The organism is Streptomyces sp. CLCI03 (assembly GCF_053615355.1).
This window is the reverse complement of sequence record NZ_CM132132.1, coordinates 96,763-115,364: the sequence shown is the minus strand read 5'-3', so window position 1 is coordinate 115,364 and position 18,602 is coordinate 96,763. Positions and strand designations below refer to the sequence as shown.

At 71.8% G+C, this 18,602-nt stretch carries 17 protein-coding genes and 3 pseudogenes; 8 read left to right on the top strand and 12 right to left on the bottom strand.

Going from position 1 to position 18,602, the window contains the following annotated elements; genetic code table 11:
* The first annotated feature begins 1 nt into the window (after window position 1).
* From ACWG52_RS00570 to ACWG52_RS00560, 3 genes are all read left to right on the top strand, one after another.
* Entirely contained in the window at window positions 2–1,150 is a 1,149-nt protein-coding gene (locus tag ACWG52_RS00570) for an ABC transporter ATP-binding protein (protein ID WP_453127435.1), read from the top strand.
* A gap of 67 nt (window positions 1,151–1,217) precedes the next feature.
* Entirely contained in the window at window positions 1,218–2,534 is a 1,317-nt protein-coding gene (locus ACWG52_RS00565; RefSeq protein ID WP_453127433.1) for a flavin monoamine oxidase family protein, read from the top strand.
* Window positions 2,527–3,951, top strand: coding sequence for an aminobutyraldehyde dehydrogenase (locus ACWG52_RS00560; RefSeq protein WP_390139108.1), 1,425 nt, complete (start codon window positions 2,527–2,529; stop codon window positions 3,949–3,951). Before ACWG52_RS00565 ends, ACWG52_RS00560 begins: the two co-directional genes overlap by 8 nt.
* Window positions 3,952–4,669: 718 nt before the next feature.
* Here ACWG52_RS00560 and ACWG52_RS00555 read toward each other — a convergent pair.
* Window positions 4,670–5,653, bottom strand: a complete 984-nt coding sequence (locus ACWG52_RS00555) for an aldo/keto reductase (RefSeq protein WP_390139110.1) — start codon at window positions 5,651–5,653, stop codon at window positions 4,670–4,672.
* Window positions 5,654–5,754: 101 nt separating this feature from the next.
* On the opposite strand from ACWG52_RS00555, the gene ACWG52_RS00550 reads away from it, so the two are divergent.
* Window positions 5,755–6,348 carry a TetR family transcriptional regulator gene (locus ACWG52_RS00550; RefSeq protein ID WP_389803009.1) on the top strand — a complete coding sequence of 198 codons (594 nt, stop codon included), beginning with the start codon at window positions 5,755–5,757 and terminating at the stop codon, window positions 6,346–6,348.
* A 15-nt stretch (window positions 6,349–6,363) separates the two neighbouring features.
* On the opposite strand, the gene ACWG52_RS00545 is transcribed toward ACWG52_RS00550, so the two are convergent.
* Window positions 6,364–6,921 (bottom strand): hypothetical protein, encoded by a 558-nt coding sequence (locus tag ACWG52_RS00545; protein ID WP_389803011.1) that lies wholly within the window; start codon window positions 6,919–6,921, stop codon window positions 6,364–6,366.
* A gap of 91 nt (window positions 6,922–7,012) precedes the next feature.
* Here ACWG52_RS00545 and ACWG52_RS00540 point away from each other — a divergent pair.
* Window positions 7,013–7,440: pseudogene (locus ACWG52_RS00540) on the top strand (SgcJ/EcaC family oxidoreductase).
* Between the two features lie 88 nt (window positions 7,441–7,528).
* Here ACWG52_RS00540 and ACWG52_RS00535 read toward each other — a convergent pair.
* The 3 genes from ACWG52_RS00535 to tnpA form a co-directional block, all read right to left on the bottom strand.
* Window positions 7,529–8,317, bottom strand: a complete 789-nt coding sequence (locus tag ACWG52_RS00535; protein WP_390139112.1) for an alpha/beta fold hydrolase — start codon at window positions 8,315–8,317, stop codon at window positions 7,529–7,531.
* Between the two features lie 59 nt (window positions 8,318–8,376).
* Window positions 8,377–8,973, bottom strand: a complete 597-nt coding sequence (locus ACWG52_RS00530) for an alpha/beta fold hydrolase (RefSeq protein WP_390139221.1) — start codon at window positions 8,971–8,973, stop codon at window positions 8,377–8,379.
* Between the two features lie 150 nt (window positions 8,974–9,123).
* The gene (tnpA, locus tag ACWG52_RS00525) at window positions 9,124–9,555 is read right to left on the bottom strand and encodes an IS200/IS605 family transposase (protein WP_389803021.1); all 432 of its coding nucleotides are present in this window, start codon (window positions 9,553–9,555) and stop codon (window positions 9,124–9,126) included.
* A 50-nt stretch (window positions 9,556–9,605) separates the two neighbouring features.
* Here tnpA and ACWG52_RS00520 point away from each other — a divergent pair, with 50 nt between their 5' ends.
* A complete protein-coding gene (locus tag ACWG52_RS00520; RefSeq protein WP_390166052.1) occupies window positions 9,606–10,805 on the top strand; it encodes an RNA-guided endonuclease InsQ/TnpB family protein in 1,200 nt (399 codons plus the stop codon).
* A 102-nt stretch (window positions 10,806–10,907) separates the two neighbouring features.
* Here ACWG52_RS00520 and ACWG52_RS00515 read toward each other — a convergent pair.
* A pseudogene (locus ACWG52_RS00515) lies at window positions 10,908–11,408 on the bottom strand (SUKH-4 family immunity protein); the annotation flags it as partial.
* A 224-nt stretch (window positions 11,409–11,632) separates the two neighbouring features.
* On the opposite strand from ACWG52_RS00515, the gene ACWG52_RS00510 reads away from it, so the two are divergent.
* Both ACWG52_RS00510 and ACWG52_RS00505 read left to right on the top strand, forming a co-directional pair.
* On the top strand, window positions 11,633–12,532 hold the full coding sequence (locus ACWG52_RS00510) for a GNAT family N-acetyltransferase (RefSeq protein WP_389803029.1): 900 nt from the start codon (window positions 11,633–11,635) through the stop codon (window positions 12,530–12,532).
* A gap of 136 nt (window positions 12,533–12,668) precedes the next feature.
* Entirely contained in the window at window positions 12,669–13,052 is a 384-nt protein-coding gene (locus tag ACWG52_RS00505; RefSeq protein WP_033216865.1) for a VOC family protein, read from the top strand.
* A 127-nt stretch (window positions 13,053–13,179) separates the two neighbouring features.
* On the opposite strand, the gene ACWG52_RS00500 is transcribed toward ACWG52_RS00505, so the two are convergent.
* The 6 genes and pseudogenes from ACWG52_RS00500 to ACWG52_RS00475 form a co-directional block, all read right to left on the bottom strand.
* Window positions 13,180–14,199 (bottom strand): acyl-CoA dehydrogenase family protein, encoded by a 1,020-nt coding sequence (locus ACWG52_RS00500; protein ID WP_453127429.1) that lies wholly within the window; start codon window positions 14,197–14,199, stop codon window positions 13,180–13,182.
* Window positions 14,200–14,242: 43 nt separating this feature from the next.
* Window positions 14,243–15,682 (bottom strand): glucose-6-phosphate dehydrogenase, encoded by a 1,440-nt coding sequence (gene zwf, locus ACWG52_RS00495; RefSeq protein WP_389803033.1) that lies wholly within the window; start codon window positions 15,680–15,682, stop codon window positions 14,243–14,245.
* A gap of 227 nt (window positions 15,683–15,909) precedes the next feature.
* Window positions 15,910–16,504 (bottom strand): annotated as a pseudogene (locus ACWG52_RS00490) (L-threonylcarbamoyladenylate synthase); the annotation flags it as partial.
* Window positions 16,505–16,605: 101 nt separating this feature from the next.
* Window positions 16,606–17,670, bottom strand: a complete 1,065-nt coding sequence (locus tag ACWG52_RS00485; protein ID WP_389803036.1) for a MerR family transcriptional regulator — start codon at window positions 17,668–17,670, stop codon at window positions 16,606–16,608.
* Entirely contained in the window at window positions 17,670–17,849 is a 180-nt protein-coding gene (locus tag ACWG52_RS00480) for a DUF6480 family protein (protein WP_389803038.1), read from the bottom strand. The genes ACWG52_RS00485 and ACWG52_RS00480 overlap by 1 nt, the downstream gene beginning before the upstream one ends.
* Window positions 17,850–17,883: 34 nt before the next feature.
* Window positions 17,884–18,600, bottom strand: coding sequence for an SDR family NAD(P)-dependent oxidoreductase (locus ACWG52_RS00475; protein ID WP_390139115.1), 717 nt, complete (start codon window positions 18,598–18,600; stop codon window positions 17,884–17,886).
* Window positions 18,601–18,602 lie beyond the last annotated feature (2 nt).

Sequence of the window (18,602 nt, the reverse complement as noted above, 5' to 3'; positions counted from 1 at the left end):
CATGCCCACCGCACCCGAGCCCCCGATCGCCCCCGCGCAGACCCCTTCGACCCGGCTGACCCCGACACCCATCCACCCGACCCCCGCCGTCCGGCTCGACCGCGTCAGCAAGCAGTACCCCGCGGCCGGCGGCACCTACGCCGTACGCGACGTCGAACTCGACATCGCCCCGGGCGAGTTCTTCTCCCTCCTCGGCCCCTCCGGCTGCGGCAAGACCACCCTCCTGCGGATGATCGGCGGCTTCTCCGACCCCAGCACGGGCAGCGTCCTCCTCGACGGCCAGGACGTCACCGGCCTGCCGCCCAACAAGCGCAACGTCAACACCGTCTTCCAGAGCTACGCCCTCTTCGACCACCTCTCGCTCGCCGACAACGTGGCCTTCGGCCTCAAGCGCAAGGGCGTCGGCCGCGCCGAGATCCGCGAACGGGTCTGCGGCATGCTCGACCTCGTCCAGCTCGGCCACCTTGCCGACCGCAAGCCGACCACCCTCTCCGGCGGCCAGAAACAACGCGTCGCCCTCGCCCGCGCCCTCGTCAACCGGCCCCAGGTGCTGCTCCTCGACGAACCGCTGGCCGCCCTCGACCTCAAACTCCGCCGCCACATGCAGGTCGAGCTCAAGCAGATCCAGCGCGAGGTCGGCATCACCTTCGTCTTCGTCACCCACGACCAGGACGAGGCACTGACCATGTCGGACCGCCTCGCCGTCATGAACGAGGGCCGCGTCGAGCAGTGCGGCACGCCCGAGGACGTCTACGAGCGCCCCACGAGCAGCTTCACCGCCTCCTTCATGGGCACGTCCAACCTCGTCCCCGGCACCTACCGCGCCGGCCGGGTCGTCCTCGACGACGGCCCCGAACTGCCCGTCGGCCACCGGCCCGCCGTCACCGAAGGCAGCAGGGTCAACCTCTCGATCCGCCCCGAGAAGATCTGGCTGTCCGACCTGGAGCCGGACATGGCCCGCGCCACCGGAGTCGTCCGAGAGACCGTCTACTGCGGCCCGACCACCACCTACCTCATCGAACTGGCCCCCGGCATCACGGTGTCCGTACTGGAGCAGAACACCGTCCGCTCCCGCAGGGAGGACCGCTGGAGCGGCGGCGAACGCGTGGAGATCGGCTGGAAGCCCGAACACTGCCTCGTCATGGACTGAAGCCGCAGGGCCCGCCCCGGCCCACCCCGGTTCCGAACCGATCGCGCCCTCACCGAAGGACACCCCCATGAACCACGACGTCATCGTGCTCGGCGCCGGCCTGGCCGGCCTCGCCGCCGCACGCGACCTAACCGCCGGCGGAGCCGACGTCCTCGTCGTCGAAGCCCGGGACCGGGTCGGCGGACGCGTCGAACAGACCGAACTCCCCGACGGACGGCTGGTCCAGCTCGGCGGAGAGGTCGTCGGCCGCGCCCACACCGCCTACCTGGGCCTCGCCGCGGAACTCGGCCTCACCCTGATCCCCAGCTACGTCGCCGAGCCCGGCGCCCTCACCCGCGCCACGCCCGAAGGGGTGAGCGCAGGCGATCCGCCCCACTGGTTCGGCCCCGGCGACGACGCCTGCCACGAGAAGGTCACCGCCGCCTTCCGCGCACTCGCCCATGCCGTCGACCCGGCCGACCCCTGGTCCCACCCCGACGCGACGGCCCTCGACGGCACCTCCGTCGCCGCATGGCTGCGCGCCCAGGGCGCGACCCCGGCCGTCGTCCGCCTCTGGGAGATAGGGCAACTCGCCCTCGCCGACGGCTCGTACGAGCGCACCTCACTGCTCGCCGCCCTGCGCAAGCACGCGGCCGTCCCCGGCCCCGGCACCTACGACTACGAGGCCTGGGAGGGCCTGCGGGTCGCCGAGGGATCCGCCACGGTGGCCCTGCGCATGGCCTCCGCCCTCGCCGGACGCATCCGTACCGGCGCACCCGTCGAGGCCGTCTGCATCCGCCGCCCCGGCCCGTGCACCGTCCGCCTGGCCGGCGGGGAGACCCTCACCGCCGGCGTCGTCGTCAGCGCCCTGCCCGTCGGCCCGCTCCGCCAGGTCACCGTCACCGGCGTGTCCGACGAGCGACTGGCCTCCCTGCACCGTCAACGCCAGGCCCTCGCCGCGAAGTTCGTCGCCGCGTACGACCGGCCGTTCTGGCGCGACCTCGGCCGCAGCGGCCTCTCCGAATGCGAAGGGGTTCTCGGCAGCACCTGGCCGCAGAACGACGGGATCCTCTCCGCCCTCGTCCCACCCGAGAGGCTCGGTGTCCTGCTCGGCGCGCCCGCCCCGCTGCGCACCCGTGAACTCCTCGACGACATGGCCCGCCTCTACGGCGACGCGGCGTACCGGCCGCTCGCCACCTACGTCCGGATGTGGGGCACCGACCCGTGGACCCAGGGGTACGTGACCCAGTGGACCCCCGGCGACGTCATGGCCGTCGGCCGCCACCACGGCACCCACGAACCACCCTTCTACGTCTGCGGATCCGACCAGTGGGTCGCCGGCTACATGGAAGGCGCCGTACGCACCGGACGCGCCGCCGCCGAGGAGGCGCTGCGCCGTGGCTGACACCGACCCCGTGCTCAACCACATCGCGGGCACGGACCGGCCCGCCGCCTCGGGGGAGACCATGGAACTGGTCGACCCCGCCACCGGCTCCCCGCACGGCCACGCCCCACGCTCCGGCAAGGCCGACACGGACGCCGCCTGCGCGGCGGCCGTGGCCGCCTCCGCGCACTGGTCCACGACCACCCCGGCCGTACGCCAACGCGCCCTGCTCGCCCTCGCCGACGCCATCGAGGAGCACGCCGAGGCCTTCGTGGCCGCCGAGACCGGCGACACCGGCAAACCGTCCCGCCAGTTCCGGACGGAGGAACTGCCCGCGATCGTCGACACCGTCCGCTTCTTCGCCGGGGCCGCACGCAATCTGCCGGGCCTCGCCGCGGCCGAGTACACCGAAGGCCGTACCTCCGTACTGCGCCGTGAACCGGTCGGGGTCTGCGCCCAGATCACCCCGTGGAACTACCCGCTGATGATGGCCGTGTGGAAGATCGCCCCCGCGATCGCCGCCGGAAACACGACCGTGCTCAAGCCCGCCGACACCACTCCCTCGTCGTCGGCGCTGCTGGCCCGTGTCGCGGCCGAGCACCTTCCGCCCGGCGTGCTCAACGTGGTCTGCGGCGACCGCGACACCGGCCGCACCCTCACCGCCCACCCCGACGTCGCCCTCATCGCGGTCACCGGCAGCGTGCGCGCCGGTCGGCAGATCGCCGCCGCCGCGGCCGCCGACCTCAAACGGGTCCACCTGGAGCTCGGCGGGAACGCCCCGGTCCTGATCCACGAGGACGTGGACGTCGAGGCGACCGCCGCCGCCCTCGCCGCCGTCGCCTTCTACAACGCGGGCCAGGACTGCACCGCGCCCACCCGGCTGCTGGTCCACCGGCGGGTGCACGACGCGTTCCTCGCGGCCTTCGCGGCCGAGGTGGGCACCCTGCGCACGGGCGGCCCGGGCGATCCGGACGCCGACTTCGGCCCGCTGAACAACGCGGCCCAGTTGGCGTCCGTACGGTCCCTGCTCGACCGGCTGCCGCGACGCGCCGAGATCGTCACGGGCGGCGCCCGCCTGGCGCGCCCCGGCTTCTTCCACGAACCCACCGTCGTCGCGGGTGTGCGCCAGGACGACGAGATCGTGCAGGAGGAGATCTTCGGCCCCGTCGTGACCGTGCAGCCCTTCGAGGACGAGGCGGAGGCCCTGTACCTGGCCGACGACGTCCGCCACGGCCTCGCCGCCAGTGTGTGGACGACGGACCACGACCGGGCGATGCGTGCGACCCGCGCCCTGCACACCGGCATCGTCTGGGTGAACACCCACGGCACCACCGTCTCCGAGATGCCTCACGGCGGGGTCAAGCACTCGGGCTACGGCAGCGACCTCTCGATGGCCGGCCTGCTGGACTACACCCAGGTCAAGCACGTCATGCTGTGAACCCGTCCCGGGCGTCCCGGGTGGTGCGGGCGTCCGGGTCCGGCGGGTCCGGGTGGGCGGCGGACACCTCCGCGAGCAGCTCGGGCAGCGAGCCCGGGTAGTGCCGGAGGTGGGCGCCGGTGGCGGCAGCCCGCGCCCGGGGCGGGCCGGCTGCCCGGTGCGGAGGACGACAGCCACCTCGGGCGGGCAGTCCGGACGCCGGACCAGTACGTCCGCGGCCGTGCGCGGCAGGCGGCGGCCGAGCCGGTAGGGCTCCGCCAGGACGCGCCCCGTCGCGCGCCGGGCCCGCCAGGGATCAGGAGCATTGCGGTGCGCGGCCCGGAGGGCTCGGAGCAGGGCGCCGGTGCCGAGCCGACGTTCGAGGGCCGTCTCCAGGAACGGCTCCGGATCCGCCTCGGCGCAGGCCAGGGCGATGTCGGCGTCGGTCGGGTCCTCGTGGTCGGGCTGCGCGGCGGCCACCTCACGTACCCGGGCCGTTCCGCCGTGGGCGCGTACGGTGTCCCAGGCGTGGGCGCGCGTGGTCGGCGGGTGTTCGCCCCGTGTGTCGACGAGGGCGGGGCGCTGGTGGTAGGGGATCAGGGCGGCCAGGCAGCCGAGGTGGAAGCGCACCGTCTGCCGCTCGCGCTGGGAAAGCCCGTCCGCCGCCCCTGTCACCGCTTTCCCCGTCCGCCGCCCCGCCGGCCCTCCCCGGCCCGCCCGGATCCGCACCCTGACAAGATCAGCCGTTCAGGGAGGCCATCAGCTCGGGCGCGTAGCGGTCGCCCGAGGCCACGCCGTGCGGTGCGACGGCGTCGATGGCCGCCAGCTCCTCGGGGGTGATCGTCACCGTGGTGGCGGCGATGTTCTCCTCCAGGTAGCGGCGGCGCTTGGTGCCCGGGATGGGGACCGCGCCCTGCTGGAGGGTCCAGGCCAGGGCGAGCTGCGAGGGGGTGACGCCCTTCTCCGCGGCGAGCCGGCGCACCTGGTCCACGACGGCCAGGTTGCGGTGGAAGTTCTCGCCCTGGAACCGCGGGTCGGTGCGGCGGAAGTCGTCGGCGGCGAAGTCGTCGGGGCTGGTGATGGCGCCGGAGAGGAAGCCGCGTCCGAGCGGGGAGTAGGCGACGAGTCCGATGCCGAGGTCCCGGAGGGTGTCGAGGACGCCGTCGTGTTCGATGCCGCGCTCGAAGAGGCTGTACTCGGTCTGTACGGCGGCCAGCGGGTGCACGGCGTGGGCGCGGGCGATCGTGGTGGGGGAGACCTCGCACAGACCGATGTGGCGGACCTTTCCGGCCTCGACCAGCTCGGCCAGGGCGCCGACGCTCTCCTCGATCGGCACGTTCGGGTCGACGCGGTGCAGGTAGTACAGGTCGATGTGGTCGACTCCCAGGTGGCGCAGGGAGCGGTCGGCCGAGCGGCGGATGTACTCGGGGCTCGCGTTGTGGCCGAGGAAGGCGCCCTCGTCGGAGAACTCGACACCGGTCTTCGTGGCGACCACGGCGGCCTCACGGCGGCCGACCAGGGCCTTGCCGAGCAGCTGCTCGTTGCGGAAGGGGCCGTAGCCCTCGGCGGTGTCGAGGAGGGTGACGCCCAGCTCCAGGGCGCGGTCGATGGTGGCGAGGGACTCGGTCTCGTCGGTGGCGCCGTAGTGGGCGCTCATGCCCATCAGGCCGAGGCCTTCGGCGCCGACCTTCAGGCCCTGACCGCCCAGTGCGCGGATCTCCATGGTGTGCTCCTCGTGCAGAAGTAACTAACTGGATAGTTCGAGTCTGCGACAGGCCGGTCTGGTTTGTCAATAACTGGATAGTTACTTGCTAGGCTGCGGCCATGGCACGGGACTCCAGCGCGACCAAGGCACGGCTGCTCGACGCGGCCTTCACCGAGTTCGCCACGTACGGCATCGCGGGTGCGCGCGTCGACCGCATCGCCGAGACGGCGCAGGCGAACAAGCGGCTCATCTACGTCTACTACGGCAACAAGGAGCAGCTCTTCGACGCCGTGCTCCAGCGGGCCCTCGCGACGGGCTCCGAATCCGTCGCCTTCGACGTGGAGGACCTGCCCGGCTACGCGGGGGCGGTCTTCGACCACCTCGTCGAGCGGCCCGAGCTGATGCGCCTCGTGCTGTGGAAGCAACTGGAGCGCCCGGGGTCCACGGACGCCGAGTCCTCCTCCTACGACGGCAAGATCGCGGCGGTGCGACGGGCGCAGGAAGCGGGTCGGATCGACGCCGGCGTGCCCGCGGCCGATGTGCTGACGCTGGTCATGGGCCTGTCACAGGCCTGGTTCGGAGCGATGGGCGGCCCGGCGGCGGGCGCGGCGGGCACCGGCTGGGCGGCCGAGCGGCTGGCCGAGCACCGCGCGGCGGTGGTGGAAGCCGTCCGCCGGATCACCACGCCCGCACCCCCGGCCGACGGGGCCTGACGGAGGCCGAGTCCGTCAGCGGTACGGCCCGGCGAACTCCGACAGGGTCCGCTCGTAGCGCCCGCCGAAGCCCACCCGGGTCACGTCCTCGAACGGGAACTTCGACAGCCCGGGGCGCCACCGCGCCTCGGTGTCGACCTCCCGCAGCCGCAGCGACTTCGGCCGCACCGCGGCCACTTCGCCGATCCAGCAGGCGTTCGGCGCCTCCCGTTCGACGTGCAGCGACACCAGCCCGAACGCCCGCGAGGCATCCCGCGCCAGGTCCGCCAACCCGCCCAGGGCGAGCGCCGGTTCGGGCGCCCGGGCCGGCCAGTGCCCACGCCGGCGAAGGGCCCGGACGGTCAGGCAGTCCGTACCCCCCCGCCGTCCGACCTTCGTGACGTCCGCGGTACGCACCGCCGCCCAGCCGTCGAGCCGCAGATCACCGCACAGGGCGATCAGCGTCCACGCCGCGCTCACGGCGACGACGAAACCGTCGAGTCGATCCGCGCCCCGGATCGCGGACCGGTGGACGCGGACCGGAGCACCCGACGACAGGGCATCGCCGAGCCGTGTCATGACCTTGTTGTCCATGGACCGATCCTGCACCGTCCCGGGGACGGGGGCACCCGCGTTTCGCCCGCCCCTTGACCTCAAGTGCGGTCGAGGAAACATGATCGTGTCCATGAACACGGCACAGACGCAGCAGACGGAACAGGTGGCACGGGCCGCTTCCCTTGAGGCGATCGCGCAGGTCGTCGCCACGGTCGAGCGGACGCAACGCGCCAAGGACGCCGAGGGATTCCTCGCGCTCTTCCATCCCGAGGCCCTGTGGACACCGGCCACGGCAAGGTCCTCATCGGCTTCGAGGCGATAGCGGAGTTCACGCGGGCGGTGCTGCCGAAGGCGAGTTGGGACGGGGAGGTCACCTACGAGGTGGTGCACACCCAGTTCCTGCGCCCGGACGTCGCGGCCGTGAAGGTACGCCGGCTCTACCGCTCGCCGGACGGCGACACCGAGGGAGCCCCGCTCTACGTGATGACGCGCGAGCCGGACGGCCGCTGGCTGCTGACGGCCTGCCAGAACACCCAGGTGGCGGCGGACCCGGCCTGAGGGCCCGCGCGGGCGAAGGTCCGGCCGGGGCGGTGGCGGTGTCCACACGTGAACCCTCCACGGGCGGCCGGACCTTCATCGGACGCACTCAGGACTCGGCGAGGAACGACTCCAGAGCCGTGCTGAGTTCGGTGGGCGCGTCCAGTGCGATGAGGTGGGCCGCGTCGGGGAACTCGACCAGCGTGGCCCCGTGGATCCGGGCGGCGTACCGGCGGGCGATCTCCTGGAAGTCCGGGACGTCGAGCAGGCCGATCCCCACCAGCGTGGGCACGGCGATCGAGGCGATGTCGCCCGCCGGGCCACCCTGCGAGTGCTCCCCGACGGCGTCCTGGTGGACCAACGACGTCCGCACCGGGATCCGGAGCCGTTCGGCCAGCCCCGGGGCGACGTCCTCCCAACCGCGGCCGGGCCCGCGCAGCCACATGTCCAGGTTCACGCGGACCGCGGCGTCCAGGTCACCCGCCGCCAGGGCCGCCGTCTCGGCCTCGTCGTAGGCCACCATGTCCGCGGACCAGTCATAGCCGGGCCACGGCGGGGCGAGGAGCGTCAGGGACCGCACCCGGCCCGGGTGGGCGAGCGCGAAGTTCACGGCCACCCGCCCGCCCCAGGACGCGCCGATGAGCCGGACGCTCTCGTGACCGAGGTGGTCCAGCAGACGGCACAGGTCATCGGTCTCCCTGAACGGCCCGGCCGGAGGAGCGGATTCGCCGAAGCCCCGCAGGTCGTAGCGGATGACGGTGTAACGCTCCGCGAGGGCGGGCACGACCGCGTCCCACATGGTGTGGTCGGCGACGCCGGCGTGGACGAGCACCACGGGTGAACCTTCGCCCGTGACGGTGTAGGAAAGATGGCCGAGATCGTCGGCAAGGATAAGCATCCGCAGATAGTCGCAGGTCAAGGCCGCGGGGACCAGAGAATTCCCGGAAGCGGACGGCGTCACAGGGGAGTCGTCGCGAGCAGCTCCCGCAGGAGCCCGACGACGAGCCGGGGCCGGCCCACGAAGGGCGAGTGGCCCGTCGACCACTCGCGCACGTCGGTGCACCGCGCGGCCATCCTGCGCTGCAGGCCCGGGTCGACGGCCCGGTCCTGGCCACAGACGACGTAGGTGGAAGGGGCGTTCCGCCAACTCTGCGACTCGGGGACTCCTCGCCCGCAGCCGGGGGCCTGGGCGCGCAGGAGGCCGACCGCCCGGGCGGCGAGCGGTGCGGGACAGTCGTTGTAGAGGGCGGCGGCGGCCCGGTCGGGGCACAGGCTGGTCGAGCCGTCGGGCTCGGACCGGATCGCGTCCCGGAGCCGCGCCGACGCCCCACCCGGCCCGGCCGCACTCTCACCGGCATCCGGCACGAAGGCCGCCAGGTACACCAGGTGTCCGGCTCCGCGCACCCCGGTGATCACCGAACCGCCGTAGGAATGGCCGAGCACGACCGCGGGCTCCCGCAGCGCGTCGACGGCGGCCTGGACCACGGCCGTATCGGCGAGCAGCGAACCCCGGTGCAGCTCGGGCACGGCAACCTCGGTCGCGACCGCCCGCAACCGCTCCGCCACGTCGGCGAAGTGCTCAGGACGGCGATACAGCCCATCTCTCTCCTTGCGTGGGTATCCCCGGCTTCAGCCGGGGAGGGAAACGCATCCTTACCCCGGAGGCGCGAAGCGCCGGAGTTCCCTGCGCCTCCGGGGTGACGGTCAGGTTGTCGGATGTGCCTGACCCTCGATGTACTGACGGATGATGCTGAGCGGCGCTCCGCCGCAGCTCCCCGCGAAGTACGAACGGGACCAGAACACCGACCCCATCCCGATCCGGTTGATCCGGCCGGTGTACTCGGCGCGCAGGTACCGCGAGCTGACGCCCTTGAGCGAATTGATGAGCTTGGACAGGGCCACCTTCGGCGGATAGTGCACCAGCAGATGCACGTGGTCGGACTCGCCGTTGAACTCGCGCAACTCGGTCTCGAAGTTGCCGCACACCTCTCGCATGATCTCTTCGCACCGGCCGAGCATGTCGTCATCGAAAACGCCCTTGCGGTACTTCGTGACGAACACCAAGTGTGCGTGCAGGTTGTAGGAGACGTGCCGACCGGTACGGATGTCGGGGTTTGGTTCCCAGCGTGGTGACATACGCCAAACATAGTAGGATCAACGAACCGACCAGGAAGGGGGTGGGTCGGGTGATCCGTGCGTACAAGTTCCTCATGCGGCCCACCGTGGGCCAGACGATCGCGCTCGGCGAGATGCTGCGCGACCACTGCGGCCTCTACAACGGCGCCCTCCAAGAACGCCGTGATGCCTACCGGCACACCTCGAAGACGAGCATCAAGTACGGGATGCAGTCCGGGCAGCTCAAGGAGATCCGCGCGTTCGACCCGGAGCGTCAGGGCCGCTGGTCGTTCTCCAGCCAGCAGGCCACCTTGCGCCGTCTGGACAAGGCGTTCGCCGCGTTCTTCCGCCGGATCAAGTCCGGGGAGACGCCCGGCCACCCGCGCTTCCGTGGGGTGAACTGGTTCGACACCGTTGACTTCCCCAAGGATGGCGACGGATGCCGCTGGGACAGCACGCCACACGATGCGCAGACCCGCGTCCGCTTCCAGGGTGTCGGTCACGTCAAGGTCAAGCAGCACCGGCCGGTGGCCGGGAAGGTCAAGACCGTTTCGGTCAAGCGTGAAGGCAAGCGCTGGTACGTGGTGCTGACCGCCGAGCAGGCACAGCCCGAGCCGCTGCCTGCGACCGGCAGCATCGTCGGCATCGACATGGGCATCGCCTCGTTCCTCACCACCTCCAAGGGCGAGCACATCATCAATCCCCGGCACGGCCGGAAAGCCGCCGCTGAGCTCGAAGCAGCACAGCAGGCCCTTGCCCGGTGCAAGCGCCGCAGCAACCGGCGTAAGAAGGCCGTGGCCAAGGTCGGCGACCTGCACCGCAAGGTCCGCCGCCAACGCCTCGATCACGCTCACAAGACCGCACTCACCCTGGTCCGTGAGCACGATTTCATCGCGCATGAAGACCTCAGGATCCGCAACATGAGCAAGGCCCCTGCACCGAAGCCGGACCCCGGGTCGCCGGGCAGCTTCCTGCCCAACGGGGCCGCCGCCAAGGCCGGGCTCAACCGCAGCATCGCCGACGCCGGATGGGGGGTGTTCCTCGCGATCCTGCACGCCAAGGCTGAGAGTGCCGGACGGGAAGTGATTGCCGTGGACCCCCGCAACACCTCCCGGACCTGCCCCGAATGCGGGCATGTCGCAAAGGAGAACCGGCCCACACAGGAGAAGTTCCACTGCGTTGGCTGCGGCCATCAAGCGCACGCCGACATCGTGGGGGCCTCCAACGTTCTGCGGGCTGGGCTGGCCCGTCGCAAAGCTCAACCGGCTTAGCGAGAAGCCCCCACCTTTAGGTGGGGGAGTAGTCACGGCCAGGTTCCACGGGGACTCCTCGTCGGCGAACGCTGTCGGGTCGAACCTCCCGACGATATCCCGGAAGCGGGCGGCGAGTTCCTCCGGGGACACCCCGTTGTCGTGATCGATCTCGACCTTGCGCAGCTCGATCAACGCGAACACGAGCGACTCGACGTCCCGATGCAGCGCGACGTGACCGAGTGCGCCCTCCGGGAACGCGTACACCCTGCCCGATACGGGATCCAGGGCGAGCAACGACGTGAACAGGTACCCGAGGGCCCACCACTGCCGACTCTCCTCGGGGCACCGGAGCCCGTAGTGCTCGAACCGGGTTCCGAGGGTGATCGCGTCGACCCCCGGACCGTACGGTCCTCGACGTCCGTGCGGGCGGCGAACACGACCGACTCGGGAAGTCGCACCGAAGCGAGGAAGGCGCCGGTACGGGCGTCGACACCCGTACTGCGCTGATGGGGGAACCAGGTGATGCCGTCGAGGCCGTACACCTTGATCAGCTCCGCCGACGTCACGGTGAATCGCATGGCCCGCCTCAACCGGTCTCCTCTCCAAGTGACTTCTCGCCACCACCCCACGGGCGGCCGGGACACCGCTCCGCCCCGCAAAAGACGTGGACACACCTGCCGATGATCAAGTATCGTCCGGGCTCGGACCACATCGCACGAGCGAACGGAAGGAGGCGAGTGCCGTGCAGTGCTCAACCACCCAGCGCTCCCTCCCCGTTACCCCGGTGTGGCTCGTCTGATCCGAACCCGGGAGCGCTCCACGCAGTACACATCCCGGAGGAATCCATGACCGATCTGGTCATCCGCGCGCTCGACGAGAGCGACGCCCAGCTGTTCCACGCACACCCCGACCCGCTGAACGCCCGCGCCTCCCACGAGCGCACCACGCACCGCCCCGACTGGAAGCGGGTCGCCCTGCGCGACGGCACGGTCGTCGCCCGCGGCGCCTGGTGGGGCGGCACCGACGACAAGGAACCCGTCAACGTCAACTGGTTCGACGTCGCCGAGGGCGAGGTGGAGGCAGGGGCCGAACTCCTGCGCTCCGCCCCCTGGCAGGTCGAACTCGAGATCAACCTCCCCGGCGACTGGCGGGACCACCCGGACCTCGCCACCGCCGCCGAGACACGCTTCGCCGCCGCCCGAGCGGCGGGCTACGAGCTCCTGGTGGAGCGGTTCCTGTACCGCTGGACCCCGGAGCGCGGACTCCCCGAGCGGCCCGGCCGCCTCGTCTTCGCCCCGGAAGCCGACGACGCGGTCTTCTTCGACGCGCTGCGCCGCATCCACGCGGCCACACTCGACGCCCATTCGCTGAAGGCCATCGCGGAAGGCGGCCTGGACCAGGCGGCTCAGGAGGAGCTCGACTTCTTCCACTGGTGCCCGTCCCCGCGCGAGTGGTGGCAGGTCGCCCGCACACCCGAGGGCGACCTGGCCGGCATCCACATCCCCGCGCACAACCCCTCTGGACCGACCATCGGCTTCATCGGTGTCCTCCCGGAGCACCGCGGCCGCGGCTACGCCTACGACCTGCTCGCGGAGTGCACCCACTTCCTGGTGGAGCACGGCGCCGAGGCCGTCACCGGAGCCACCGACCGGGGCAACTTCCCCATGGCCGCCAACTTCGCCAAGGCCGGCTTCCCCGTGGTGCGCGAGCGCATCAACTTCCACCCCGCCGCCCCGACCGCGTAGCACCCGCGCCCTGACCTCGCCCCGCGGCGCCATGTTCCCGCCGCGGGGCGAGGTCGTCCGCGCGGACGGCCGCCGCGCGGACCGACGCGCGGCTGACGGCTGACTCCCCGACGCCGCCCTCCCTACACTGGCGGGCATGGCATGCCGCATCAGTGAACTGGTCATCGACGCCGCCGACCCCGACCGACTCGCCGCGTTCTGGAGCGAGGTCCTCGGCTACGTCGAACTCGGCCGGGAGGACGACGGAAGCATCGAGATCGGGCCGCCCGACGTCGGCTTCGGTGGACCGCAGCCCACCCTCGTCCTCAGCCCCAGCAGCGACCCGCGAACCGGGAAGCTCCCCCTGCACATCGACGTCAACCCCACCGACCGCGACCAGGACGCCGAGCTGGAACGCCTCCTCGCCCTCGGTGCCAGGCCCGCAGACGTGGGCCAGACCGGAACCGAAGGCTGGCACGTCCTCGCCGATCCGGAAGGCAACGAGTTCTGCCTCCTGCGCCGGCGGCTCCAACCCCTCTGACGCAGTACGTCCGACGGCGCCGGCCGCTCGCGCCGGCCGCCTCGGATCCCTCGGAGCGTCACCTCGGCGGTGGCCTGCCGTAGTTGCGAGGTCTGGGCCTGGATCAGGTGGAAGAGGGCCTCCCGGGTCAGCCGGCCCGCCGTGTTCCCGTACTGCACCGCACGCCCTCCCGTCGCCGCCACACAGGCGGTGGCGGCCCGCACCCCAGGTCCAAGGCCGCGGCCCGCACCTCGGTCCGGGCCGGTACCCCCTGCTCGGCGGCCGGCTCGTCCCGCATCGCGTACGCCTCACCGCGCAGCCGGGCCGCCTCCTCCGCCAGCCGATGGGCGAGGGTCTCGTACGTGGCCCCGGCCCGCGGCGCGACCGCCGGCAACAGATCGACGGCCGCACGCAGATGCCCGAAGACGGCCGGGTTGGCGTTCGCGTTCTCCAGATCGTAGGACCGGGCCCAGTCCGGCCTGGGCTCGACGGAGATCACGTCCTCCGGCGGAACGACGACATCCCGCAGCTCGACGGCCGCCGTGTGCGTCGCGCCCATCGCCCACAGCGGCGGCGACGCCACCACGGCCATGCCGGGGCCCGTGTCCACGCGTACGATCAGGGCCCGGTCATCGGCGGTGACGGCTCCGACGAGCGCCATCTCCGCGAGGCCCCAGCCGGTCATCCAGGGCACACGGCCACGAAGCCGCCACCCCCGCGCGCAGCGCTCCGCGGACACGGGCGGCCGCGGATGACGCAGATACGCGAAGCCGGCCGTCGCCCGCCGTGCGCCCGTGGCCAGGTCGGGCAGCCAGCGGTCCCGCTGAGCGGTGTCGGCGCTCTTCTTCAGCGCCTTCACCAGGGCGAAGTGCTGGGTGTGGACGAACCAGGTGGACGGATCGACGGCGGAGAGGACCTCGTGCACCTCACGGACCACCTGGTTCGCGGTGCAACCGCTTCCGGGCGTCGGCTCGTACCCGAGGATCCCGTAGGCACCGCACCGCGCCGGCGCGTCCAACCGGGCGCCGGAGACCCCTTCCACGGCGATGCGCTCCGCATCGGGCCGGAGCACGGCGGTCGCCGTGCGCGTCACCAACTCGATCAACGGGTCGGCCGCCAGATCCGGAGGCGTTCCCAAGGCCGTTCCCTCGCCGGGTGCCCCGCGCATCAGCGATCACCTCGTTCCGGACTCACCGTCCGTCCGTCGTCCGTCACAACGGTGTCGGCCGGTCGGGAAGGTGCCAGCGGTGCGGGGCGACGAGTGCGTCGATGCTGTCCGGCCCCCAGCTTCCGGGGGCGTACGGCTCCACGGGAGGCGGCGAGTCCAGCAGCGGGGCCGAGATCTCCCACAGGCGTTCGATGCCGTCGGACCGGGTGAAGAAGGACTGGTCGCCGAGCATGGCCTCCAGGAGGAGGTGCTCGTATCCCTCCAGGGAGTTGTCGGCGGTGAAGGAGCTCTGATAGCCGAAGACCATGTCGGCCTCCGCCAACCGCATGGTGGGGCCGGGTTCCTTGACGAGGAACCGTGCGGTGATGGAGCCGGGATCGGCGAAGTCGATGACGAGTTCGTTGCCCCGCCCGTCGACGGCGGCCCGCGCGTTGAGGGGGAACATGCCGAGGACGGGCTCGCGCAACCCCAGGGTCACGACGTGCCGGCCCTCGGCCAGCGCCTTGCCCGAGCGCAGCTGGAAGGGGACACCGGCCCAGCGCCAGTTGTCGATCTCGACGCGCAGGGCGGCGAAGGTCTCGGTGTCGGAGGCCGGATCGACCCCGGGCTCGGCGCGGTAGCCGGTGTACTGTCCGCGGACGACGTGGGCCGGGTCCAGCGGTCGCATGCTGCGGAAGACCTTGACCTGCTCGTCCCGGAGCGACTGCGGGTCGAGGACCACCGGCGGTTCCATGGCGACGAACCCGAGCAGCTGGAACAGATGAGTGACGATCATGTCGCGGAAGGTTCCGGTGCCCTCGAAGAAGTGCGCCCGGCCTTGGATGTCGATCTGCTCGGGTACGTCGATCTGCACATGGCTGATGTGCTCGCGGTTCCACAGGGGTTCGAAGAGACCGTTGGCGAACCGGAGGGCGAGGATGTTGTCGACCGCCTCCTTGCCGAGGAAATGGTCGATGCGGAACACCCGGGACTCGTCGAACACGGCATGGATGGCCCCGTTGAGCGCGCGGGCGGACGCGAGGTCGGTGCCGAAGGGCTTCTCCACGATGACCCGGGCGTCCTGGGCGAGCCCCGTCGCGCCGAGGAGTTCGACCATCGAGGTGAACGCTACGGGCGGAACGGCGAGGTGGAAGAGCCGTCGCGGAGTGCCACCGACGGCCTGCTCCGCCGCCCGGACAGCCGCCACCAGCGGCTCCGGGGCATTGGGGTCGGCCGAGCCGAAGGACAGGGAGGACTCGAACTCCTGCCATACGGGGCCTTCGGGGCGCGAACGGCCGAACTCGGTCACGGCCTGCCGCGCGTGGGCGCGGAAATCCTCGTCGCTCAGGGCCTCGGCCGCCGGCGCGGAGCCGACGATGCGGTAGCGCCGGGGCATCAGCCCCGCCTTGGCGAGGTGGAACAGGCCCGGCAGCAGCTTGCGGCGGGCCAGGTCTCCCGTGGCGCCGAAGAGGACGATGACGTGGTCGGGTGTGCTTGAGGCCATGCGCCGCACTTCCGTTCCGGTGCCGATCCGGTGCCGTTCCGGGCGGTCGTCTCGCCCTGACCACCCACTGTGCGTGTTCACCGAGGCTCCGGCACCCGGGATTCCACCACCCGGGTCATGGCACGCGTGGGGAGGGCTCGTTTCGCTGACGGGCGGGTGGAGCGCACGACCAGGTGAGACCCGTACACAGGGGCGGGGGGACGGCCGTCACCGACAGCGGGCCTGCGACCGACACGGTGCCCCAGTTCCTGTGCGGGCTCGGCCTCGGCAACGACCTTCTCCGGCTCGACGAGGACGACTCGCGCACGCGGCGCGTAGTGGGACGGGTGCCGGCCCGGAACCCGGATGCCGCTGGTCGAGGGGACCGTGAGCCGGTACCCGAGCGCCGCTTCGAGGTCCTCGCGCGTCACTCCGCCGGGCCGCAGGATGGTCGGGACCTCACCGGTGGCGTCGACGATGGTGGACTCGACTCCGACCTCGCAGGTGCCGCCGTCCAGCACGAAGTCGACGGAGTCACCGAGTTCGGCACGGACGTCGTCCGCGGTCGTCGGGCTGACCGCGCCGAAACGGTTGGCGGACGGGGCCGTGACACCGCCGCCGAAGGCCGACAGCAGCGCGAGCGCGACGGGGTGGTCGGGCACGCGCACGGCGACCGTCTCCAAGCCACCGGTCGTTTCGAGGGGCACGCGAGGACCGCGGCGCAGGACCAGCGTGAGCGGCCCCGGCCAGAAGCGTTCGGCCCGGCAGGCGCGCCGTCGCGGGCACCTCCTGGACCCAGTCGTCCAGTTGCTCCGCACCGCCGATGTGGACGATCAGCGGGTGGGGGACGCACCGGCACAGCCCCGAAGCGGTGGGGAGTCGGGACGGCCGTGTTCCTCTCCGGTGGCGAGCGGCGGAGCCGAGTCGCGCACGTGTGGTGTCCCTCAGGCTGTGGCACGGGCGGCGGGCTCCGTGTACAGACGAGAGACCGTTTCGATCGCTTCGCGCAGGCCTTTGGGCCGGGACATGCCCGCCCCGACCGCGGACGCGGGCCAGCCGGGGCCCAGGAGCAGGACTCGCGGAGCGTGGCGAGCGCCCTTGAGTCCGAATCCGGTCTGCGCGACCCGCCGGGCGAGGGCGGTGTCGGCGGTGGTGCGGGACTGCGACCACAGTGCCACGGCCACAGGCCCCAGGCGGCGTACCGCCTCGTCCAGGGCATCGGCCGGAACGGCTGCGCCGAACATTCTCATCGGCCGCCCGCGTTCGGCCAGTCCGGCGGCCAACGCCTCGAGAGGGAGCGTGTGCTGTTCGGCGGGCGTGCAGGCCAACAGGACGGGCGCGCCGTCCACGTCCTCCCGAGAAGCAGAGACGGATGCCTTGCGCAGTGCGGTCGACACATGCCAGGACAGCAGGTGCTCCACCTCCACGTACCGGTCCTCCGTCGTTCCCCATTTGCGGCCCACCGCGTGGAGGGTGGGTGCCATCACCTCGTCCCAGGCGGTGACGAGGTCGTGGTCGCGCATGACGTCATCGAGCATGGCTTCGATGGCCGGGCTGTCGAGGCGGACAGCAGCGCGCGCCAGTCCGCGGCACTCCGGCCGCACCGCACCGAGGGGCAGGCCACTGCCCGCGGTGGACGAGTGTGTCGATTGTGCTCTCGCGGCATGCGGGATCGTTTCGGCGGGCGATCGAGGGGCCTCGGGGGCTGTGGGTGCGCGATGGGCGATGGCCACCCGGGCTGCCTCGCCCGGCGGGACTCCGGTCGAGGTGAGTTTGCACATCTCGTCCAGCATGGCCACGTCCTCGGGCGTCCAGCGGCGATGCCTTCCTCCTTCGCGTGCCGCGGGCGCGATGCCATAGCGCTGTTCCCAGGAACGGACGGTGGTCGGCGAGACTCCCAGGTGGCGGGCCACCGCCCCGGTGGTGATCCCGAAGACGGGGTCGTACGTCCCGGTGCCGGCCGGAGGTCGGCCCTTCTCGGCCGGCTTCTCGCGTCGGGCAGCGCTCATCACCACCCCCAGATACGGGCGATGAAGAACGCGGCGACCATGAGCGCACCGATCACGATGAGGACCAAGAACGCGCCTGGGTGCTCCCAGGGCCCTCCGTCCGCACGTTCGATGTGGGCAGAACCTGTGGAACCTTCCGCCGGGGGCGTCTCTCCCGGCGGCACCTTGGATGTGGACATGACTCTCTCCAGGTGCAACTGATCGTGCTGTTCACTACGGGGCCGGCGGACCGGTTCTCCTTTGTTCGGGGGCGGCCACCGGTATCTGTCGGACAGGACGGAGGTGGCGGAGCAGCTGATCGACGAGTGCGGACACCTCCATCGCGGGGTCCGCGGCTCGCGCGAGCGACGGGGGATGCCCCGAGATGGCGCGACCGGCGAAACCCGTGGCCATGTGGGGCAGCCTCGCGTCGATGACGGCCACCTGCCGCTTGCGGACCTCGCGGGCCAGGACGCCGAGCCAGCAGGAAAGCGCCGACTTCGCCGCGGCGTAATCGGCGGTGCCTGTGAGGGGGGTGTCAACGATCGCGCCCGTCACGGCAGCAAGGAATCCTCCGTCGCCGACGGTTGACGCCGCGCCGCGAAGAACTGCCATGGGGCACAGGGCGTTCACGGTCATCAGGTGCTCGGCGACGGCATTGGGCGTGGTGGCCGCGGGCCCGAAGCCAGGCACGCCGACGGTGACGAGGACGCCGTCGAGTCCGCCGAGCGCGGCGGCCGCCCAAGGTGCGGCGGCTCCGCAGCCGTCGAGGTCGTAGGCATCGATACGGCGGGCCGGGCAGCGGGTGCGCTCGGCAAGTGCGGCCAGGCGGCCGGTGTCGCGGCCGCACAGTGCGGCCTGCGCGCCGCACCGAAGAAGAACATCGACCGCGAGTGTGCCCAACTCGCCCGTGGCTCCCACCACCAGTACCCGCGGGTCCTCACCGTCCATCG